Annotated in this window: 18 protein-coding genes; 10 read left to right on the forward strand and 8 right to left on the reverse strand. The window is 63.1% G+C overall.

The annotated features are described in order from the left end of the window. Positions 1–145: 145 nt before the first annotated feature. A complete protein-coding gene (locus tag ACFR99_RS05260) occupies positions 146–1,345 on the forward strand; it encodes a redox-regulated ATPase YchF (protein ID WP_390285043.1) in 1,200 nt (399 codons plus the stop codon). 133 nt (positions 1,346–1,478) lie between these two features. Here the strand turns inward: ACFR99_RS05260 and ACFR99_RS05265 are convergent, their stop codons facing one another. Then, complete coding sequence (locus ACFR99_RS05265; protein WP_390285045.1) at positions 1,479–3,422, reverse strand: hypothetical protein; 1,944 nt, start codon at positions 3,420–3,422, stop codon at positions 1,479–1,481. Positions 3,423–3,585: 163 nt separating this feature from the next. Here ACFR99_RS05265 and ACFR99_RS05270 point away from each other — a divergent pair, with 163 nt between their 5' ends. Next, positions 3,586–5,223: a spermidine synthase gene (locus ACFR99_RS05270; RefSeq protein WP_390285047.1), complete on the forward strand. Its 1,638-nt coding sequence runs from the start codon at positions 3,586–3,588 to the stop codon at positions 5,221–5,223. A 31-nt stretch (positions 5,224–5,254) separates the two neighbouring features. On the opposite strand, the gene ACFR99_RS05275 is transcribed toward ACFR99_RS05270, so the two are convergent. Further along, positions 5,255–6,049, reverse strand: a complete 795-nt coding sequence (locus tag ACFR99_RS05275) for a helix-turn-helix transcriptional regulator (protein ID WP_390285049.1) — start codon at positions 6,047–6,049, stop codon at positions 5,255–5,257. Positions 6,050–6,286: 237 nt separating this feature from the next. Between ACFR99_RS05275 and ACFR99_RS05280 the strand changes: the two genes are divergently transcribed. After that, the gene (locus ACFR99_RS05280) at positions 6,287–7,267 is read left to right on the forward strand and encodes a DMT family transporter (RefSeq protein WP_390285051.1); all 981 of its coding nucleotides are present in this window, start codon (positions 6,287–6,289) and stop codon (positions 7,265–7,267) included. A gap of 36 nt (positions 7,268–7,303) precedes the next feature. Here the strand turns inward: ACFR99_RS05280 and pth2 are convergent, their stop codons facing one another. Then, positions 7,304–7,642, reverse strand: coding sequence for a peptidyl-tRNA hydrolase Pth2 (gene pth2, locus ACFR99_RS05285; RefSeq protein WP_390285053.1), 339 nt, complete (start codon positions 7,640–7,642; stop codon positions 7,304–7,306). 110 nt (positions 7,643–7,752) lie between these two features. Here pth2 and ACFR99_RS05290 point away from each other — a divergent pair, with 110 nt between their 5' ends. Beyond that, a complete protein-coding gene (locus ACFR99_RS05290) occupies positions 7,753–8,925 on the forward strand; it encodes an MFS transporter (RefSeq protein WP_390285055.1) in 1,173 nt (390 codons plus the stop codon). 63 nt (positions 8,926–8,988) lie between these two features. On the opposite strand, the gene ACFR99_RS05295 is transcribed toward ACFR99_RS05290, so the two are convergent. After that, entirely contained in the window at positions 8,989–9,804 is an 816-nt protein-coding gene (locus ACFR99_RS05295) for a hypothetical protein (protein WP_390285397.1), read from the reverse strand. Positions 9,805–9,969: 165 nt separating this feature from the next. Here ACFR99_RS05295 and dcd point away from each other — a divergent pair, with 165 nt between their 5' ends. The 4 genes from dcd to ACFR99_RS05315 all read left to right on the forward strand — a co-directional run bounded on the left by dcd (position 9,970) and on the right by ACFR99_RS05315 (position 13,473). Further along, positions 9,970–10,572 carry a dCTP deaminase gene (gene dcd / locus ACFR99_RS05300; RefSeq protein ID WP_138781595.1) on the forward strand — a complete coding sequence of 201 codons (603 nt, stop codon included), beginning with the start codon at positions 9,970–9,972 and terminating at the stop codon, positions 10,570–10,572. Positions 10,573–10,778: 206 nt separating this feature from the next. Further along, on the forward strand, positions 10,779–11,576 hold the full coding sequence (locus tag ACFR99_RS05305) for an alpha/beta fold hydrolase (protein WP_390285057.1): 798 nt from the start codon (positions 10,779–10,781) through the stop codon (positions 11,574–11,576). 173 nt (positions 11,577–11,749) lie between these two features. After that, complete coding sequence (locus ACFR99_RS05310) at positions 11,750–11,980, forward strand: hypothetical protein (protein WP_390285059.1); 231 nt, start codon at positions 11,750–11,752, stop codon at positions 11,978–11,980. Positions 11,981–12,216: 236 nt separating this feature from the next. After that, a complete protein-coding gene (locus tag ACFR99_RS05315) occupies positions 12,217–13,473 on the forward strand; it encodes an RNA-guided endonuclease InsQ/TnpB family protein (protein ID WP_390285061.1) in 1,257 nt (418 codons plus the stop codon). A gap of 75 nt (positions 13,474–13,548) precedes the next feature. On the opposite strand, the gene ACFR99_RS05320 is transcribed toward ACFR99_RS05315, so the two are convergent. Further along, positions 13,549–14,802 carry a YihY/virulence factor BrkB family protein gene (locus tag ACFR99_RS05320; protein ID WP_390285063.1) on the reverse strand — a complete coding sequence of 418 codons (1,254 nt, stop codon included), beginning with the start codon at positions 14,800–14,802 and terminating at the stop codon, positions 13,549–13,551. A 178-nt stretch (positions 14,803–14,980) separates the two neighbouring features. Further along, positions 14,981–16,096: a tRNA (guanine(26)-N(2))-dimethyltransferase gene (locus ACFR99_RS05325; RefSeq protein WP_390285065.1), complete on the reverse strand. Its 1,116-nt coding sequence runs from the start codon at positions 16,094–16,096 to the stop codon at positions 14,981–14,983. A gap of 101 nt (positions 16,097–16,197) precedes the next feature. On the opposite strand from ACFR99_RS05325, the gene ACFR99_RS05330 reads away from it, so the two are divergent. Further along, complete coding sequence (locus ACFR99_RS05330; protein ID WP_390285067.1) at positions 16,198–16,554, forward strand: hypothetical protein; 357 nt, start codon at positions 16,198–16,200, stop codon at positions 16,552–16,554. A gap of 81 nt (positions 16,555–16,635) precedes the next feature. Here the strand turns inward: ACFR99_RS05330 and ACFR99_RS05335 are convergent, their stop codons facing one another. Next, positions 16,636–17,835: a Cdc6/Cdc18 family protein gene (locus ACFR99_RS05335; RefSeq protein ID WP_390285069.1), complete on the reverse strand. Its 1,200-nt coding sequence runs from the start codon at positions 17,833–17,835 to the stop codon at positions 16,636–16,638. Positions 17,836–18,271: 436 nt separating this feature from the next. On the opposite strand from ACFR99_RS05335, the gene ACFR99_RS05340 reads away from it, so the two are divergent. Continuing rightward, positions 18,272–19,522, forward strand: coding sequence for an RNA-guided endonuclease InsQ/TnpB family protein (locus ACFR99_RS05340; RefSeq protein ID WP_390285071.1), 1,251 nt, complete (start codon positions 18,272–18,274; stop codon positions 19,520–19,522). 625 nt (positions 19,523–20,147) lie between these two features. Here the strand turns inward: ACFR99_RS05340 and hisH are convergent. Then, complete coding sequence (gene hisH / locus ACFR99_RS05345) at positions 20,148–20,810, reverse strand: imidazole glycerol phosphate synthase subunit HisH (protein ID WP_390285073.1); 663 nt, start codon at positions 20,808–20,810, stop codon at positions 20,148–20,150. Between the last annotated feature and the right edge of the window lie 121 nt (positions 20,811–20,931).

A 20,931-nucleotide genomic window follows, 5' to 3' on the forward strand; every position in this document is an offset into this window, starting at 1 on the left:
TGAACGACGTGCCCGTAGACCAGCCTGTTCACGGTGCTACTCCGTCGATAGTCCGGATAATTCGAGTCACCTCGTGGCCGGTTCACATACACCATTCCAGCGATGGAACAAAACCCGTTTAGCCGGGCCGCTCGAGGGACGAATAATGAGTACGAGTTACCGGATCGGACTGGTTGGAAAGCCGTCCGTCGGCAAGTCCTCTTTCTTCAACGCGGCAACGATGAACGACGTGCCCGAGGGGGCCTACCCGTTCACGACGATCGATCCCAGTGTGGGCGAAGCTTACGTCCGCGTCGACTGTGCGGCACCGGAGTTCGACGAGGAGTGTACGCCCAACGTCGGCTACTGCGACCACGGCACGCGGTTCGTCCCGACGAAACTCGTCGACGTCGCCGGCCTGATCCCCGGCGCACATGAGGGCAACGGACTCGGGAATCAGTTCCTCTCCGACCTGAACGAAACCGACGTGCTCGTTCACGTCGTCGACTTCTCCGGGAAGACGGACGCCGAGGGCGAACCCACCGAGGGTCACGACCCGCGAGACGACATCGGCTTCCTCGAGGAGGAACTCGACCAGTGGTATCTGGGCATCTTGAAGAAGGGCATCGAACGCTACGAGACGGGCTACACCACCGAAGACGACGCCATCGAGGAAGAACTGGCCGAACAGATGAGCGCGTTCAAAACGAACGAAGACGAGATCAAACGCCTCATCCGGCGCGTCGACATCGGTTTCGAGCCCGACGAGTGGGAGGAAGGCGACAAACTCGCACTCGCCCGCGAGATCCGCAAGGAGACCAAGCCGATGGTCATCGCGGCGAACAAGATGGACACGCCTGAAGCCCAGGCAAACTACGAGGAGATCACGAACGATCCCGATTACGACCACCTGACGATCGTTCCCTGCAGCGCCCACGCCGAGAAGGCGCTAAAATCCGCCGATAAAGCCGGCGTCGTCGACTACCGGCCCGGCGATAGCGACTTCGAGATCACTGGCGACATCTCCGGTGACCAGGAACAAGGTCTCGAGCAGATTCGAGACTTCCTCGACGAGTTCGGCGCGACGGGCGTGCAGGCAGCCCTCGAGACGGCACTTTTCGACGTCCTCGGTGTGACGCCGGTGTTCCCCGGCGGCGCGAACGGGCTGGGCAACGAACGCGGCGAGGTGCTGCCCGACTGTTACCTGATCCCGCCGAACTCGACCGCGGAGGACTTCGCGTACAGCCTCCATTCGGACATTGGTGACGGGTTCCTGCACGCGATCGACTGTCGGACGAACCGCCAACTGGGTAAAGACTACGAGGTCGAGCCCCGGGACGTGATCGAAGTCATCACGACGAACTGAGACACGGCCGTCAATCCGGGTGGATCGCAGGCAGGGTACGATCTCACCGAGAACTCGGGACGGCAACCCGTCTGAGTCGAACCGGCCGCACGACGATTCTCCGGAACCCGTTTGCTGTGGTTTCTACCGGAATCTATTCCGACGAGACGAATCCGACGTGGTGCTCTTGGTCGTACACGAGCGTGACGTGACGGACGTCGTCCGCGTCGACGGCGAACGTATCACCGTCCGTGAACTCGCCGTCGATCTCCTCGTCGAGGTCGATCTCGATGCGCTCGTCGTCGGTCCAGACGCGGGCCGTGAGATCCGATGCGGGGAGGGAATCCCCACCGACGTGCTCGACTGCGGTCTCGTCGTCGGTGAACGCTAGATCGACCGACGGCCGCGGTCGCGTTCCCCCGACACGGACGTCATCATCGCCCCAGACGACGGTGACGTCGGTCCCCGCGGACACGTCCTCGAGGTCGATCGTCGCGCCGGACGTGACGGTCTCGTATTCGTCGGCCCACTGGGTGGCGGCCGGTTCGTCGTCGAGCAGCAGTTCGTACGCGTCGGCCGGTCGCTCGTCGCCGTCCTCGAACTCGAGCGTCGCCGAAAGCGTCCGGCTGTCGTACTCGTAGTCGAAGCTGACGACGCCAGGCGGCCGGATCTGGTGGTACGCGATGCTGTCCTGCTGGCTCGTACCCTCCCAGCAGACCAGAACGGTCTCGCCCGGCGTGACGTTCTCGAGCGTCGCCTCGTCGCCGGCTGAAAGCGTTCTCGTCCAGGGCTGTGCAGTCGTGCGTGGCTCGGGGCTGTCCCCGTTGGGACGGTAGGTCGGACGGTCCTCGTAGACCGCGAGGGAGACGCTATCGCCCTCGAGGGGGAAGTCGTCGGCGTATTCCAGGGTCAGCGTTTCCGCGTCGGCGTCGTACGCGAAGTCGAAGTGGAAGTGGCCGAGGATCGTCGTCGAACTCGCACTGCCACCGGCCTCGTGGTCGTGGCGGATCGTCACCGACAGGTTCGGTTCGACGTCGTCCATGTCGATGACGATCGTATCCCCTTCCTCGAGGGTCCCGTGACCGTCGGCCCAGATCTCGCGGTCGTACTCCTCGTCGTCGACCTCGAGCGAGAGGTCTTCGACCGGGGTTGGATCGCCCCGCCCGATTTCGATCTCGAGGACGTCGTCGTCGGGATCGACGTCGCGTTCGGGTCGGAGGAAGCCGGGGCTCTCGTGGTTCCGGGCTGCCCGTTCCGCAGCGAGATCGCGCTCGGCAGTGATCGTCACGACCGCCCCATCGGTCTCGACCGTCGGTTCGCCTTTCGTCGCCATGTACGCGAGGTCGCCTGTGAGTCGCTCGACCAGTTCGTCGGTGACGTCGGCCGCGTCCTCGAACACGATCTCGTGTGCCACCTCGATCGTGTCCGGATCGCGAACCGTCATCGCTCGCACGACGTATTCGACATCGGCGTCGTCGGCCGAGAGGCCGCTCTCATCGCCGATCTGGACGACGTAGCTGTCGGCGGAATGCGACTCGAGGGCGTCCTCGATCACGGGTTCGGCCTCGAGCAAGCGCTCGCCGTCGCCTGCCTTCGCCGCAAGGGCATCGCCGATCGTCGCCTCGTCTTCGGCGATGACGACGAGGGAGTCGGTGACACCGGCGACCAGTTCGCTGTCGTCGGTCTCGTAGCGGTCGTACGCGAGGCCGTCGTCGGTCTCGCGGCGGTCGCCGTCGCCTGCGAGCTGGATGTCGCCGGTGAGGACGCTGACCGGTCTCGAATACCCGTCGTCGGTCTCGAGGACCGTGACCTGCTTCGAGACGGACGCGGGATCGATCCGGAACGAGCCGGTGTTGGGCCGGGGATCGTGGGGTTCGTTCGCGTTCCGTCGACGGTCGAAGTCGATCGCCGTAACGACCATCGAGTCCGTCGCGACCGACGCCGGAAGCGCCTCGAGGAGCGCCTCGAACGAGGGCGTTCCGGACCCGCGGTCGGTCGAAGCGTCGTCGTCCGTCGCTGTCGCGGCGTTTCCAGCCAGTGCGACGGTGATCGTCGTGCCGATACCACCGAGGAGGGTGCGGCGGGGACACTGCGGCATACACACTGGACTTGATATCTCACCTACAAGTATGTTGCCATTACATTCTTCCTTGCCGACATTAGATCTCGGGTCGGCGGACGAACGTGGGACGATCGCTCGAGTCCCGGCGATTCCGTACTGGGGCGACAGGTTCTCGTCGCAGGCTCACGTTAGGCCGATAATGAGCATGGGGCAGCCCGCCGCCTACCGGCCGACGAAACCCGACGTCGCGGTATTCGTCTCCGGCGTCACCAGCATGGGCCTGGAAATCCTCGCCGGTCGGATCATTGCCCCCCAGTTCGGCAGCAGTATCTATACCTGGGGGAGCATCATCACCGTCTTTCTGGCAGCGTTGAGTCTTGGCTACTGGCAAGGCGGGAAGAAGGCGTCGACGGCGTCGAATCAGCGCATGAGTTGGCTCCTGTTGGGGACGGCAGGCTACGTCGCGATCGTGATCTATGCGAGCGACCAACTGCTGCTCTCGGCGTCGGCGATCCCGCTGCCGGCCCGGTACGCCTCGCTGCCGGCCGTCATCATGCTCTTCGGGCCGCCGACCTACCTGCTGGGCTTCATCAGTCCGTACGCGGCCGAACTCTCACAGAAGGAAGGGACTGGCGAAGCGTCGGGCCACGTCTACGCGCTCGGCACCATCGGCAGCATCGTCGGCGCGGGCGCGACGACGTACGTCCTCGTTCCCGCACTCGGTATCGACATGATCGGTCTCCTGTTCGGGTTCATCCTCGTCGGGACTGCGTTCGCCCTCACGCTACCCAGACTCACCCCGAAGCCGGCGTCGGCCAGCGTCGCGATCGCGATCGTGCTCGTCGTCGCGGCCGGCCTCGGCCCGGTGGCGTTCGACCACCGCGGCGACGTTGTCTACCAGACCCAGACGGCCTACCAGGAACTCGAGGTGATCGACGACGGCGATACCCGAACGCTGTACCTGGATGGTGCGCGCCACAGCGCGATGGATCTCGAGGACCCCGACCGGCACGTCTTCGAGTACACGCGGTACTTCCACCTTCCCATGCTGATGGTCGATGATCCAGACGAGGTCGAGAACGTACTGTTCATCGGCGGGGGTGGCTACACCGGGCCGAAGGACTTCGAGCGGAAGTACGACGTCGACGTCGACGTCGCCGAACTCGACCCCGAAGTGACGCGGACGGCCAAGGAATACTTCCGGCTCGAGGAAAGCGAAAACCTGTCTGCCCACACGGAAGACGGGCGGATTTTCCTCCAGGAGACCGACAAGAAATACGACGTGATCGTCCTCGACGCCTACCAGAAGGATCAGGTCCCCATCCACCTCACGCAACTGGAGTTCATGGAACTGGCCGAGAGCCACCTGGACGAGGACGGCGTCTTGCTCGCGAACGTCATCGCCGCACCGAGCGGCTCCGGCTCGGCGTTCTACCGGGCACAGTACAAGACGATCGACGAGGCCTTCGCGTCGACGTACAGCTTCCGTACCTCGAGCTGGGATTCCGTCCAGAACATCGAAATCGCTGCGACGAAAGCCGAGACGAACTTCACCGAAGCCGACCTCGAGGCGCGAAACGAACAGCGAGAGCTGGGGATCGACCTGCGCGGCGAGGTCAGAAACTACATGGACGCGCCGAACACCGACGGCGTACCGATACTGACCGAGGACCACGCACCCGTCGACAACCTCCAGGCCTCGACGGTAGGCCAGGAGTACGTCATCGAGCAAACGGGCGACGACGAGACACAGCCCGAACCCGCATCGATTGCGGTTGGACCGGAACTGCCCGCGCACGCACGGCCGACGCCGGGACTCGAGGCGATCCCGACCTGACGCGGACGGCCGGCAACTTCCCGGCCGTCACTCACTCCGAGAGCGCGTCGATCTCGAGCGGCGTCGCCGTCCGCCAGTAGTGATCGAGCGAGTCCTCGGCCCACGAGCGGACGGCGTCGTCGTCAGTGTCGACGGAGGCCCGCAGGATGCCGTTCTCGTCGCGCAAGAGGAGATAGACGAGCTCGTCGACAATCATGATCGCGATCGGGACGCCCTCCTCTCGAACCCTGATTTCCGCATCGTCGGCGTCGAGCAGCGCCTCGAGTTGGCGTCGAAGCCCCGATTCGTTGGCCAGCGCGTCGATCGCGTTCCGACCGAAAACCCCTCTGAATCGCTGCTCGCCTGCGGTGACGCGCTCCCGAACGACGCCCAGCGTCTGTTCGTTGAACGTATGCGAAAACGTCCGTACCTCGTCACCCTCTCGGAGGAACTCGAGCAATCGGCCGAGCGGCGCGTTCGGCCGCGTCGCGCTGGGAACCGTGATCGTCGCATCCGAGAGCCGCCGCAGGTCGAAATCCATCGCGTGGGTCGGCAGATAGTCGACGATCTCGCGGAGTTTGGCTTCCGTCTCGAGGATCTCCTGGAGGTCGGTAAACCCAGCCGCGACGAGTCGGCCCGTCGCGGTCGCGACGTACTCACTGCCGTCGTGTCTGATCCACGACCGGTCCTCGAAGTCACCGAGGATCCGCCCCAGCGTCGCCTGCGACGCCCCCGTCTCGTCGGCCAGTTCGGTCCGCGTGTGTCGCCCCTTCGAGAGCAGTCTGAGTACCTCGACGCGGTTTGACGAGAGTGCGAGGAATTCGATCTCCTCGAGCGCTGATTCCATATGCCCTCTCGTCGCCGTCACGGGAAACCGTTTTCGCACCGTGCAATGATTTCATGGGGTGCAGCGATAGCACGGTTCCCGACTCTTTCTCGACTCGCTGCCCTTTCTTGCCGTGAAATATTTTCTGAACGAAACTATAAACCCGGAACTCGTACGCTATAGTACGATGATCTTCGCTATTCGCGCGTCGCCCGCAACCGGGTCGGCGCAGCCGGTCTCCACGGAGGTGGCGGGATAATGATGTCCCGTCGCAGTGCCGTCTTCTTTGCCCTCTCGAGTCTGCTCTTCGGCGGGACCTTCGTCGCCGCGAAGGCCGGGCTGGCGTACTTCCCGCCGCTGTTGTTCGTGGCACTTCGCTACGACGTCGCGGCGGTGCTCATGCTGGCGTACGTCGGCCTGACCAGCTCGCGGTCGGAACTGCTTCCGCGGAACAGCGGCGACGTCGCCAGCATTCTCGCGACCGGCGTCCTCGCGATCGGACTGACGAACGCCTTGCTGTTCGTCGGCCAGCAGTACGTCTCGAGCGCCGTCGCCTCGATTATCTACAGTCTCAACCCGATCATGACGCCGGTGTTCGCCGCAGCGTTGCTCTCCGACGAACGGCTTTCTCGGCGCGGCGCGGCGGGAATGGGACTCGGACTCGTCGGCGTCGGGTTCGTGGTCAGCCCCGACCCCGCAAACCTGCTCGGTGGGGCCGTCGGCAAGGGCATCCTCTTTGCCGGCGCGATCAGCGCCGCGCTCGGTGCCGTGTTGATCCGTCGGGCCGACAGCGGCCTCTCGAGTCCGGTCCGAATCGCCTGGGGACTCCCCTTTGCCGCAGCGCTGAGTCACCTACTGGCCTGGACGAGCGGCGAGTCGGCGGCCGCGATCACGTGGACGACCGAAGCGCTGCTGGCGCTCGGCTACGTCAGCGTCTTCGCCGGCGTCGTCGCCTACGTCGCCTACTTCGGACTCATCGATTCGGCCGGCGCGATCCGCGCGAACCTGATCTTCTACGTCGTGCCCGTCGTCTCGACGCTCGGCGGGTGGGCGCTGCTCGGCGAGACGATCGACGCGCTCGCGATCGCCGGCTTCCTGACGATCTTCGCCGGCTTCGCGGTGCTCGGCAGCAAGTCGATCGACGTCCGCTCGCTGCTCCCGGATATCGGCGCCGACGTGCCGTCTGCCGACGACGAGTCGGTCGTCAGAGAAGAACCGCGGGGCTACCGCTCGGACTGATTCGCCGCGCTCGAGGCGCTCACTGCGGATCGCCGATCAGAACAGTGAGAGGTCGCCGGTCACACTGTCGACGCGGTCGTCGGCCGCCGGCCCAACGGCCAGTGCGGTAACGGTGCCGGGCTCGAGTTGGGTGTGCCCCGCGTCGCGGATGAGCGCGTTGGGGATGCCCTTGCTATCGGCGATCTCCGAGAGTTCGTGCAACTGACGTTCGCTCTCGCCCTTGAGGACGACTTTCTTCTGGCCGCCCTGTTTCCACTGGGATTGCAACTGGCTGTCTGCCTTCTCGTAGGCTGACAGCGACGCGTGGGCGACCTGTGCGGCGAGCTTTCCCTCCCCCATGCCGATGTCGGCCCGGGCGACGATGGCCTGCTTCATGGCCGACTCGAGGACGGGGATCCCTTTACTTGTACCTATCCTGACGCCGGAACCGGCAGCCAGCCCGGACGGCGATAGCATTGATATAAGTGACAGTCACACAATCTTGCATGCAGGAGCGTCGTCGGGTCCTCGTCGTGACGTCGATCGCACTCTTCCTCTCTGTGCTGGTGTGGTTCAATTATTCCGCGGTGCTCCCGTTAATCGTCGAGGAGTGGGGTCTCTCGGGAACCGAAGCGGGGATCATATTCGGCGCGCTCCAGGCGGGCTATCTGGTGGCGATCGTCCCTGCGGGCTGGCTCGCGGATCGCTACTCGCCGCGGTGGGTGATCGCCGTCGGTGCCACTGGAACCGCCCTCCCGAGTCTCGCGTTCGCCGCGGTCGCCGACGGGCTCCTCGTCGGTACCATTTTGCGATTCCTCTCCGGACTCTTCGTCGCCGGCGTCTACGTCCCGGGAATGCGCTTCGTCAGCGATTGGTTCCCCGAGGCCACGCGCGGCCGGGCACTGGGGCTCTACATCGCCACGTACGAACTCGGTAGCGGCTTCTCGTTCGTCTTCGCGACGGTCGCCGCGGAGGCCGTCGACTGGCGGCTCGCGATCGCCGTCACGAGCGTCGGCGCGCTGTTCGTCGCGCCGGTGATACTCGGCTTGACCCGCGACAGTCCCGAGCGGACGACATCGTCCGCCGGCGGATTCGATCTCTCGATTTTCCGAAACCGGGAGTATCTCGCTGCGGTCAGCATCTACTCGTGGCACAACTGGGAGCTGTTCGGCGTCCGCAACTGGTTGCTGGCCTTTCTCGTGGCGACGCCGGCGTTCGTGGCGACCGACTCGGCGGTCCTGCCGGGGCTGGTCGTCGGTGCGATGATCGCCATGAGCGGCGTCGGCAACGCCGCCGGCGGCTGGCTCAGCGACCGCGTCGGCCGGCCACAGACGATCGCCGCCGGCCTCGGTGCCAGCACCGTCCTGAGCGCGACGTTCGGGCTCCTCGGTGGACTGCCGCTAGCGGCGCTCGTCGCCGTGACGCTCGCCTACGGCGTCGTCCTCGCGCTCGATAGCGCGCCCACGTCGACGCTCGTGACCGAGGTCGTCGCCGACGAACACGTCGGCACCGCGCTGTCGGTCCAGTCGCTGGCCGGCTTCTCGACGACGGTCGTCTCGCCGGTCGTCTTCGGACTGGCGCTCGACCGTGGCGGCTACACCGCGGCGTTTCCAACGCTCGCCGCCGGTGCGTTCCTCGGCGTGCTGTCGGTCGGTGCGCTCGTGTGGACCAGGAAATAAGAGCCTCGAGCAACCACGGGTCCCGATCACTGACGGCCGCCCACAATGCAAGTAGGCCGACCGTTACAGGACGATCGCGTCGTTACGAAGGAGTTCCCGTTCCGTCCGTTTCGCCTCCGGGCCCGCCTCGACGAGTGTCGGCTCGTCGACCGGCTCCGAAAACCGGTTCGGGTCGGGCTCGAGCGGCTCGAGCATAGACGTAAAGACCGATCCACGCCGGCCGCCGGCCGAGACGATGCCGCCGTACTTGCGCTCGTCGAACGAGGTATCGTCGGGGTCGGGGAACTGCTCGCGGATGGTCTGTGCTGCCTCTCTGAGGTACGCTGCGGCTTGCTGCTGTGAGTAGCGACTCTCCTCGTAGTACGTCGTGGCGTACTCGTCGGCCAGTTCCTCTGTGCAGTGTTCCGGCGACTCGTAGTAGATCGATTCCGTCGTGGTGTATCCGGGTGTGAAGCGAATGTTCACCGTAAAACTGTCTGGATACCGTAAGATAACCGGCGAGAACATCATATCCGTGATGGTTGCTCGCTGTTGGATCCGCCACAGCCCTTCGAAGTAGTACGCAGCCAGTTCTCCGAGCCGGTCGTCGCGCTCGCCGCGGAAGTAGGCCATCGCGATCTCCTCGTAGCCGTCGCCCGCAATCCGCCTGAGTCGTTGCTTGAAACTCTCGGCGATGGCGTCGAGTTCTTGCTCGTAGGCGACCGGCAACGGGACCTCGGAGTCGGCGAGTAGCTCTGCCTTCCGCTCTTGGGCGTCCGCCACGATCATCATGTTCTCGTGGAACACTCGCTCGGCCGCGCGGTCGGGAAGTGGCGTCCTCACCGCTCGCTGATGCAAGACTTTCGTATCGCCGTTGAAGCGATCCCGCTCCCCATCCATGCACCGCCGTTCGTCGTGTGTCATTATAATTTATTAGGCCGTACAGACTATAATTTCACTCAGTCGGTAATAGATAGCTATTACCATACACGATATGGATTGACTGCCGCAGACTGCTCGCCACGGACCGAGGAATTTAGGGCCCCGTACTCGCTCCTACTCGGTATGATCCTCTCCGATGCGGACATTCTCGAGCGCCTCGAGGCCGGCGACCTCGTCGTCGAGCCCCTCGATGATCCGGAACTGCAGATCCAGCCTGCCAGTATCGACCTTCGGCTGGGACGGGAGTTCCTCGAGTTCCAGCGGACGAACATTCCCTGCATCCATCCGAACTCCGAGCGGGAAGTCGACGAGTACGTCACGGAGACGATCGTCGAGGACGGCGACGATTTCATCCTCCATCCCGGCGACTTCGTGCTGGGGACGACCCACGAGCGCGTCGAGATCCCGGCAGATCTGATCGCCCACGTCGAGGGCCGGTCCTCGCTGGGGCGCCTCGCCGTCGTCGTCCACGCGACGGCCGGCCTCTGTGACCCCGGCTATCGCGGCCAGATCACCCTCGAACTCTCGAACCTCGGCACGGCTCCGGTCGCGCTCACGCCGGGCATGCGGATCTCCCAGCTTACCTTCACCGAACTCAAGACGGAAGCCGAGCGCCCCTATGGCAGCGAGCGTGGCTCCAAATATCAGGACCAGGACGGCCCACAGGCCTCTCGCATCCAGAGCGACGACGAGTTCGGCGGCGACCAGCTCGAGCGCGACCGCTGAACGCGCCGACAGGAGGTCCAGTCCCGACCCGACCGTAGCCACGGGACGTGTCCTGTTGTGGCGCCACGACATGGTGACACGAGGTCGTGGGAGCGCTCGACACCGGCAGCAGCGCCCTGCTGTGCGTTTCGACCGAGTGAGACGGACTCTCATCGTGCGTTGCCGGGGTGCTTACTAAGAGTCTCCCCATCATACGGCCGACAGCTATGGTCCAAAGAGACGAACGAGGCGGTGGCGAGGGTGTCGACGTCGCTGGCCCTGCGGACGCACAGTCGATCGTGTTCGTCCATGGCTCGGTGTTCACGCGGAAAATGTGGCTGCCACAGCAACGGGAACTCTCCGAGGAGTTCCACACTGTCGCCCCCGACTTACCGGGACACGGGACTCGTGCCGGCAAACCGTTCCGGATGGAGCCGGCGATCGACGTGCTCGAGGAGACGCTCGAGACGCACACCGACGGCTCGGCGGTACTCGTTGGACTCTCGCTGGGCGGCTACGTGATCACGGAGTACGCCGATCGCCACCCTGATCAGGTCGACGCACTGGTGTTGTCGGGGAGTAGCGTGAATCCGACGGGGAAGCTGGAACTCGGGACCCGACTGACGGGCGCGCTCGGGCGGCTCCTGACCAAACCCGACCTCGGGACACGAGCGATCGAGAAGCTGAACACACGCTGGGTTCGAAATCGGAACCTCCCGCCGGATATCGAACGGGAGATCATCGACGCCGGCTTCTATCCGAAGGGGTTCGGCGATGCCGGGCCAGACCTCGCAGGCGAGGACTTCCGGGCGAAGCTCTCGAGCTATCCCGGGTCGACACTCGTCCTCAACGGAGAGAACGACAAACTGATGCGCCGGGGTGAGCAGGCTCACGCCGGAGCCGCACAGGATGGCCGCGTGGAAGTGCTGGCGGACGCCGGCCACATCTGTAACCTTCACCGGCCGGCGACATACACGGATCGGGTTCGACGGTTCGTCAACCGGACTGTCCTGACGCGGCAGTGAGTCTGCTCGAAGGAGCCGCGAAACGGGCGCGAAATTCGGAGTAGCAACGGTTCCGACTGGCCAGCCGGAATCGTCCCGTCAGTGCGTCGTCGAGTCCGACTGCGCCAACTCTCGTTCGTCATGCAGGTCGTTATGATCCCGAAAAGAGAGGAACGGCATACGCATACGAGCGGATGGAGGAAAACTGGCGCCGGCGGGCAACTCTCACCCCTAAGGACGCCAACAGTACCGACGGACACAGATCGCACGCCGCCAAGGGGTATGGAACGGCCGTCGCGCTCAACGGCACCGTCGCACTCGTTTGCGACAACGCCGATGGTCCGGGGATCACGTACGCGTTCGAACTATGGTCACTCGCGGGCGTTGCCTCACCACGGTACCGATGGGAGGCCTGGTTCGAGTAAATGGCTGCGAAATCGCTGGCTGATATTTGGCAGAATAACAACAGCAGTGGCTGGACGAAGCCGTTCGATGGGGATTCAGCGTAATTCGAGGTGGAGCCTCCGGCCTCAAGGAGCGACCGAAGCGTAGCGAAGGGAGCGAGTAGGCCGGAGAGGAAACCGATATGGTACGACGAAACTGGCATACCGCGACCGACCGACTCCCGAACGTATAAGTACCGTTGCCAATTCTCTGAAGTATGGACGTGCGCCGAACCGCCGTCGTGAAACTCGCCGTTTCCGACGAGCAACGCGACGCACTCCACCGAACCGCCGAGCAATACCTGTACTGCGCGAATCGCACCGCCGACTACTGTTGGTCCGACACTTCCTACACCGAGTGCAAGACCAACAAACGGCAAGTACGGGACGCGCTCTACTCCGAACTTCGAGAGGAGACGGAGTTACAGGCCCAACTCGTCCAAGCCGCCATCCGTCGTGCCGTTGAAGCCGTCAAAGGCGTTATCGAACGCTGGAAAAAGGGACAGCGCGTCTCTTGTCCGACGTTCACTGCCGAAACGATGGACTACGACACGCGGAGCGCGACCTTCTACCGAAACAAGGTGTCGCTGGCAACGGTTGAGGGCCGGGTCGAACCGTCGTTCATCCTCCCGGTAGACAGCCCGACGCCTTACGAGCAGTACGTTCTCTCCGAGGATTACAAGTTCCGTGAGAGTACGCTCCGGTACGACGCGGTGAACGACGAGTTCTACCTCAACATCTCTACTCGGCGCTGTGAATCTAACGGCGACGACGCAGAGGTTCCAGCAGATACCGGGCACCCCGACCAAACGGTCCTCGGTATCGACCTCGGCGTCAACAGTCTCGCCGTCTCCTCAACCGGGCGCTTCTGGCAAGCTGACGACTACGACCACTGGTGCCGCGAGTTCGAGAAGCGACGTGGTGAGATGCAACAGCGAGGCACGCAGGCCGCACACAACGCTTTGCTTCGACTCGGCAAACGCGAAGAAGCGTGGCGGAAACAGTACATCCACACCGTCGCCAACGAACTTGTCACCGAAGCCGTCGAACACGGCTGCGACGGTATCGTGTTCGAGGACCTAACCGACATACGCGAGCGACTTCCGCACGCGAAGTGGCACCACATATGGGCGTTCCGACGCCTCTACAAGTACGTCGAGTACAAGGCACCAGAACGCGGTGTCTCCGTGGAGCAAGTTGAGCCGAACCACACGTCCCAACGCTGTTCTCGAACGGACTGCGGGTTCACGCACGACGACAATCGCCACGGGGAACGCTTCTGTTGCCAGAAGTGCGGGTACGAGGTGAACGCGGACTACAACGGCGCAAAGAACATCGGGCTACGGTACGCTCGGAAGCGAACACACAAACTCCGTTCCTCGCCCAAGTCGGGGGGCGGAGACGCAGAAGTAGACCTGCGTATAAATGGTGGGACGGTGACCGGCAAGAGTCACCAGCCTGTTGCTGGCGATTAATCGTCGGGAGTCCACATCAAAGCCCCACCCTCAAGGACCGAGGCGCGGAGCGCCGAGGGAGTAGGGTGGGGTAGTTTACGAGCGCCGTTCGCCGATCGCATCGCGAAGGCGGCCGGGTACGTCGAGTATGGAGATGCCGAATCCAAAGAGGACCATCAGCACGTAGACGCCGAGCGTCGAGGTCCAGACGACCAGCAGCGACAGGATCGCCCACGGGCCCGTGAGGAAGTAAAACGCCGCGATCGACATCGCGGTCCCGTATAGCAAGACGATGTATGGCCCCCAGTCGCGGGCGTGGCCGCGCCGAACGCGGCGACGGACGTAGCGTTTGAGCTCGCTCTCGAGGGACTCCTTCCTGACGGTGCGGTCCTCGACATCGTCCTCGAAGGTTTCGACGCGATCGCGCAGCCGCTCGATTTCCTCGCGCAGTACTTCGGGATCGTCCGCGCGGTCGTGTGTCCGGGCGCTCGCGCGGTTGCTGGCGCGGTCCTCGGTCGCCCCCTCGTCGGCACCCGTGGCGTCGTCGGTCATCGCTTCTGTCGAGACCTGTCGTCCGCGGGGACTTTGTAGCTGCCGATCCACTTCACGGTCGGCTAGGGTCGCGTTGATTACCGCTCCGAAGACGAGGATGATCGCGCCGACGTACAGCCAGACGAGCACGAGAAAGACGGCACCCAGCGCGCCGTAGATCGTGTAGCCGGTGACGAGGTTGGGGTAGACGGAGAACATGTGACTGACCGCGAACCAGCCGATGGCTGCGACGAGTGTTCCCGGTAACGCCTCGCGAACCCCGACGTCGCTGTCCGGAAAGACGACGTACAGCGGCAGAAACGTCGCGATCAGGCCGACCACGACGAACAGTTGGCCGACGATCGCCAGCCTGAATCCCGGCACGAACCGGATCACGAACTCGAGGATACCGACCGCGAGCAGCCCCAGCGAGATACCGATCGAGACGATCGTCGCGTCCCAGATCGTATCAAGCACCGACTTCGATCCCACCGTTCCGTACACCCGGGAGAAGGCCCGATCGAGACCGCGCAGGACTCGGCTCGAGCCCCACAGTAGGCCGAGGATGCCAGCGACGGTCGCGCCCTGTCGCCCGGTCTCGTCGACGAGCGTCTCGGCGAGCACCTCCCGGGCCGACGGCGTGAGGACATCGCTGGCCGCCGCGGAGAGCCGCGCCGCAAGATCCTGGCCGCCGATCGACGCTGCGATCCCAAGCGATAGTAGGACGAGCGGCACGAGCGATAAAAAGCCGTAGAACGCGACGCCCGCGGCCAGCAGCGTCAACTGTTCACCCCTCGCGAGCCGAACGGCTCGCCTCACTATCTCAACCACCCGTCCGTAGTCGGTCACACCACCTCTTTCGAGCCAGACACAGATATGTAATTACACGGCACAGAATAGCCAGATAGCTGTTATTTAGCGCCTGTGCGCCGGCGGTGTCGGGCTGGCGAGGCCGTCGGTCCGGTAGTCGCTCGCTTCGACCGGCTCCGTTCTCGAGTTACTCGAGACTGTCCTCGGTCGCCGCGCGGATCTCGCCCACGTCGGCGTCCGTCTTGAACGTCGTCCCGCCGTAGTGGGCCCTCGAGGCCTCGTAGCCGGCGTCACGGAGGTCGGCGAGGAAGTCGTCCATCGCGTTGGCGGGCAGCCCCCAGTTCCGACAGAGTTTGTGCTGGTCGTAGTGGGTTGGCACGTCGAGTTCCGCCGCGAGCGTGTCACAGAGCTCGCGCGCCTGTGGCGCGGTGCCGAACGTATAGGGGATTTCGTCCCGGACAGCGGCGATGAAGTCCGGGTCCTGAACGGGGCCGAGCCAGACCGGCCCGGCGGTGAGCATGCGATTCCCGTCGCAGTGAGGACACGTCTCGAGCGGATCAGCGATCAGCCCGGGGTCGGCCTCGCGGTAGAGACAGTCTTCACAGTGGTAAAGATGGCCTAATTCGTCGATCGCGGCGTCGGCCGACGTGGCCTTGTGCTCGAGCTCGAGGTACGTCCGGACGTAGTGGCTGGTCGCGTGGGTCAGGATCGGCTCGACACCGACGTCGAAGCGGGCGGCACTGCGCGCGAGCGCGGAGATGAGTACGCGGACGCCCATCTCGGCGTGATAGTCCGTGTTTCGCGGCACCGCCGAGTACGAGCGGACGCCGCTGTTGAAATGGGCCCCACACAGCGGCGCGGTGTCGGTCGCGGTGACACAGACGAGATCCCGGCAGTTGGCGAACGCGGCATCGGCGAAGGGCATCGGCGTTCCGTAGGGGTCGAGATCGATCACGTCGAACGGCTCCTCGTGCATCAGGGCATTGACGTTGCGGTGTTCGACCCTTGCCTCGCAGTCGTTTCGCTCGAGGTTCTCCCGCGCCAGGTCGACTGCCTGTTCGTCGACATCACAGCAGGTGACGTCCCAGCCGTCGGCTGCTGCCCGCACGCCGCGGACGCCGCTTGCAGTCATCGCGTCCAGATACGACGTGGCGCGCTCCTCGCGCTCCCGGTAAGCCCGCAGCGTCGCGATCGTCAGATCCCGGTTCAACTCCTGTCGCGGGTTGTAGAAGACCGCCTCCTCGATGCCCTCGGTCTGTTCGCCGGGCACCTCGAGTTCGACCCCGCCCTCGGTGACGCGCATACCACGTCTCGTCGGTAGCGAGCGAAAAACGGTGTGGTCTCGAGCGGCCGCGCTGGACGGACAACCAAACCGATTTTACAGTTGGGCGCACAGTTTCGGACGTGTCGAAGGCAGATCCCGTCGAGCGATGGCAAGCGGCTCTCGAGGAGGCCGGCGAGCTCACGCCCGAGATCGTCGGTCAGATCACGCGGATTCACGGCGACCGCGGCGCTCGCGCCATCGAAGCGGTGGGCGAAAATCGGGTGAAAGCTTACCGCGATTTTACGATCGTCGTCGGCTACGACGACGAGTACATCGTCGAGGACGGGAACTGTACCTGCAAGGATAGCGAGTACAATCTGGACGACGACGACCCGACCGAACGCTGCTGGCACTCGCTCGCTGTCGCGATCGCACGGCGGGTAGGGCACGTCGACTACCACGATATGTGGTACTCGGACGTGCGCGAGTTCCTGTGAAAGCAGCCTCCCGCCCAGTGAATCGCTGACCACACTACTCGCTTGACTCGGGAAACCTCGGCGTTTACGCCGAGAAGGATGTCATTCGGACTCGTTACAGGCGGCAATGATAACCGTCGGATCGTCGATCAGCCGATTCTCCATATAATTACCTTTTCCCCGTCCGGCCCACTTGCGTTCCTGCTCGATGATCGAGAGGAACTCGAGTTCCGAGAGGATGTCGCGGACGCGCCGGAGTTTCAGGTGGTCGGACTCATCGCGCTCGCAGAGTCGCTTGTAGAGGTCGTAGGCCTCGTTCGTCGTCACCGGCGCGTTATCGCCTTCCTTCTGCTGGGTGAGTAGCGCCATTGCTTCGAGGACCAACTTCGCGTGACTCGGGCTCTTGGAAATGAGTTCGGCGAGCCGACTCGTCTCCTCGCGTTCGTGGGCGTGATCGACGCAGTCCTCTGTCACGGACTCGTGGTCACTCTCCTCGGCGATTTCGCCGGCAAAGCGAAGAATATCGATCGCCTTCCGGGCGTCGCCGTGTTCACGGGCAGCGAGTGCGGCCACGCGGGGAATGACGCCATCCTCGAGGACGCCCTCGTGGAACGCGTCCGAACGCGATCGCAGAATCTCACGGATCTGGGTCGCGTCGTACGGCGAGAAGACGTACTCCCGTTCGCAGAGGCTGGATTTGATTCGCTCGTCCAGCGAGTCCTTGTAGCGAACCTTGTTCGAGATGCCGATGACGCCGATCGTACTCTCGGTGAGTTTGCCGGATTCGACCGCCCGCGAGAGCTGCATCAGGATGTCGTCGTCTTCGATCTTGTCCACTTCATCTAGAATGATCAGCGCGACATCGTATCGACTATCGACGATCCGCCAGAGCCGGCGATAGTACTCCGAGGTGCTCAGCCCCGAGTGAGGAATCGAGATATCCGTTGCCGCCTGGTCGTTGAGTTGATGGCCAGCCGACTGGACGGCCTGTGTTTCCGTCGACTCTTGCAGGCAGTCGACATAGGCGACGCCGATCGAGATGTCGTTGCCCTTCGCACGCTCGATGGCCTGGTTGGTGATGAATTTCGAACAGAGGGACTTCCCGGTTCCCGTCTTCCCGTAGACGAGGACGTTGTTGGGTGTGTTCCCGCGTGTGGCCGGCTTGATCGCGTTCGCGAGGTCCGTCAGTTCGTCCTCACGACCGATGATCCGGTCGCCATCGGGGAGGTGCGAGACTTGCAGGAGTTCCTTGTTCCTGAAGATCTCGTTTTCGCTGCCGAAGTAATCCATCGAGTCAGGCATTCAGTTATCGGAGATATTCCGCGGAGAGCACTTAACCTGTTCGAACCGCAGTGCCGCTGTATACGCATTATTTCGCACTTTGAGGTACTAAACGGGAGAAAATGCACCCCTCGGTGCCGCTGTATCTATGAAACGTGACCCCGGAGTTCCGCTGTAATCGACGCGGAAGTCTCCCGACGGACACCCCTCGGTGCCGCTGTATCGCGAGCGATCAGTCCGCGCCCGAGAAGATAGCCGGATGAACTCGCCCGCGGTCGAGTACCGAATTTCGCCTGTAGAGTTGCAAAAGAGTTTCTATCTTTGAACAGCGAGAGAATCCCGGCGTTTACGCCGGGCGTGAATCGCGTCACTCGGGTACACAATCCACAGTCGATGGCAGGCTGGATATTCAACGTGAATCCACACCGCTAAGTTGGATTGTCTATATAGGCTATGTATGGCGATTCAGGTTACTCGCAGCTATGTTGGTTCCATTCAGAACCAGCGACAGGTCTGCGATGACCTGGATTTGCTCGGAGACGCCGCCTCGAAGATCTGGAACGTTGCACGCTGGACAGCCGACCGCATTTGGGATGAAATCGGCGAGGTACCCGATGAAGGGGCACTGAAGGCATACATGAAGAATCAAGCGTGCTGGAAAGACCTGAATGCACAATCCAGTCAGAAAGTCATCGAAGAACTCTCTGACGCTTTCCAGTCGTGGTTCGATCTACGACAGAACGACGAGACGGCGAATCCGCCCGGCTACCGCAAACACGGTGGCGAACGACCGCGCAGTACGGTCACGTTCAAAGCAGACGGCTTCAAACACGATCCCGAGAACAACCGTGTCCGACTCTCGAAAGGGTCGAACCTGAAAGAGAATTGGTCGGACTTCATCCTCTGTGAGTACCAGACCCGGCCAGATGTCAACCTCTCAGAAGTCACCCGAGTGCAGAACGTTCGCGCCGTCTGGAACGGTGACGAGTGGGAACTACACTTCGTCTGCAAAGTCGACCTCGAAACCAGCGACTCGGCAGGCGACGGGGTAGCAGGCATCGACCTCGGCATCACGAATATCGCCACGGTCGCCTTCCCCAACGAATACGTCCTGTACCCCGGAAACTCGCTCAAACAGGACAAGCACTACTTCACCCGGGCCGAGTACGACACCGAAGGTGAGAACGGCCCGTCAGAGAAGTCGATGCGGGCGCGTCGGAAACTCGCAGACCGCGAGACGCATTTTTACCACGTTCTCACGGACACCATCATCACCGAATGTGTCGAACGCGGTGTTGGCACGCTCGCAGTGAGTTGGCCCGAAGACGTTCGAGAGTCCGACTGGGGGAAAACGGGGAACAAGAAGTTGCACTCGTGGGCGTTTGACCGCATCTGCCAGTACCTCGCATACAAAGGCGAGATTCGTGGCGTCGAGGTGCTGAAGGAGAACGAGTGGGATACCAGTAAGACCTGCTCGCACTGTGGCGATGCGACGAAGTCGAACCGTGTCGAACGTGGCCTGTACGTCTGTGAGTCGTGTGAGTTGGTAGCCAACGCGGATTGTAACGGAGCGGAGAACATGCGCCAGAAGATAACTCCGAGTCCTCACGGTGAGGATAGGAGTAACGGCTGTGTGGCACAGCCATCGGTACACCTGTTCGACCGCGAGAGCGGGACGTTTCAGACGAGAGAACAGGTCGTGTCGTAGACCAGCAAATATCCCACCCGCGGTACGGGAAGCCGCGCCGTCGTCGGGCTTTGCCCGACTGCTTGAGGGATCTCCGATCCCTCTCCGTTTACGGCGCGGAGGATGTCACAGGGACCGTTTCGGTCGTTTTCTACCCCGCAGTGCCGCTGTATAACGGAGGCACACACCCCACGATGCCGCTGTAAGCGCCTGGTTGTTTCGGGTCACTGGAAACGGGGGTTCGGAAGCAAGGATCGAGCGAATGAGAGAGTCTGCAGTCAGACCAGGCGAACAGCGAGAACGGGCTGCAACCGACTTTATCGGTTCGAGCGGCAGTTCCGCGTTCGAAACCGATCGAACGCGACCGCGTTCAAAACACTCAATGGACGATGACACACCAGTCATATTTAACGATACCGCCTTTCAAGCAGTTCGTCAGAGTGACCGAACTCACCGTTCTACTCGATCAAAACTGTTCCACGGAGATCGTCCAATAGAGTCGCTATTCTGCCGTCTTACAGCGGCACCGCGGGGTGTGTCTCTTCTATCCGCTCAACTTCGCTGCTCGTGTCATTGGTCACTCCCGCTCGCGTCGCTACTCTGGTCGGAAACCATCGAGTCAGAACGAATGGGATCCGCGATGGAATTACTCCTCGGCGCAGATTTCGACGAAGTTCCGCAGGATCTGTAGTCCCGTTTCGCCGCTCTTCTCGGGGTGGAACTGCGTGCCGAAGACGTTGCCATCATCGTTCGCGACGATCGAGGGGAACTCCCGTTCGTAGTCCGTCGTCGCGACGACTGCGTTCTCGTCGTCGGGAGCCGCGTAGTAGGAGTGGACGAAGTAGGCGTACTGTCCATCGATACCTTCGATGAGCGGGTGGTCGCGCTGAACCTCGAGTTCGTTCCAGCCCATGTGGGGGACCTTCTGGCCCTCGGCGAACCGGACGTTGGTTCCGGGAATCAGGTCCAGTCCCTGGACGGCCGACTCGCCGTCAGTTTCGCCCTCTTCGCTCGTCGTGAGCAGCATCTGCATGCCGAGGCAGATTCCAAAGAGCGGTGTGCCACTCTCGGCGACCGCGAGGAGGTCTTCGCGAAGTGGATCGGCGTTCTCGACGCCCTCGCGGAACGCGCCGACGCCCGGCAGGACGACGCCGTCGGCCGCGGCAAAGGCGGCAGGATCGTCGGTGATTTCGACGTCGGCACCCGCACGCTCGAGGCCGCGAGTGACGCTACGGAGGTTTCCCAGCCCGTAGTCGACGATGACGACGGAGGCGAGCGTTTCCTCCGGTGGAGACGAGACGGTGCTCATACGTCTACTCGGTGTGGCCCGTTGAAGTGAATTACCATTCGGGCAATCGTCCTCACGGGGTGACCTCGAGATGTCCGAAGCCAGGGCTACCGGTCAACTGCTATCGACGGTGTGCCCCTCT

Source organism: Haloarchaeobius amylolyticus (genome assembly GCF_042678045.1).
Classification (GTDB): Archaea; Halobacteriota; Halobacteria; order Halobacteriales; family Natrialbaceae; genus Natrinema; species Natrinema amylolyticus_A.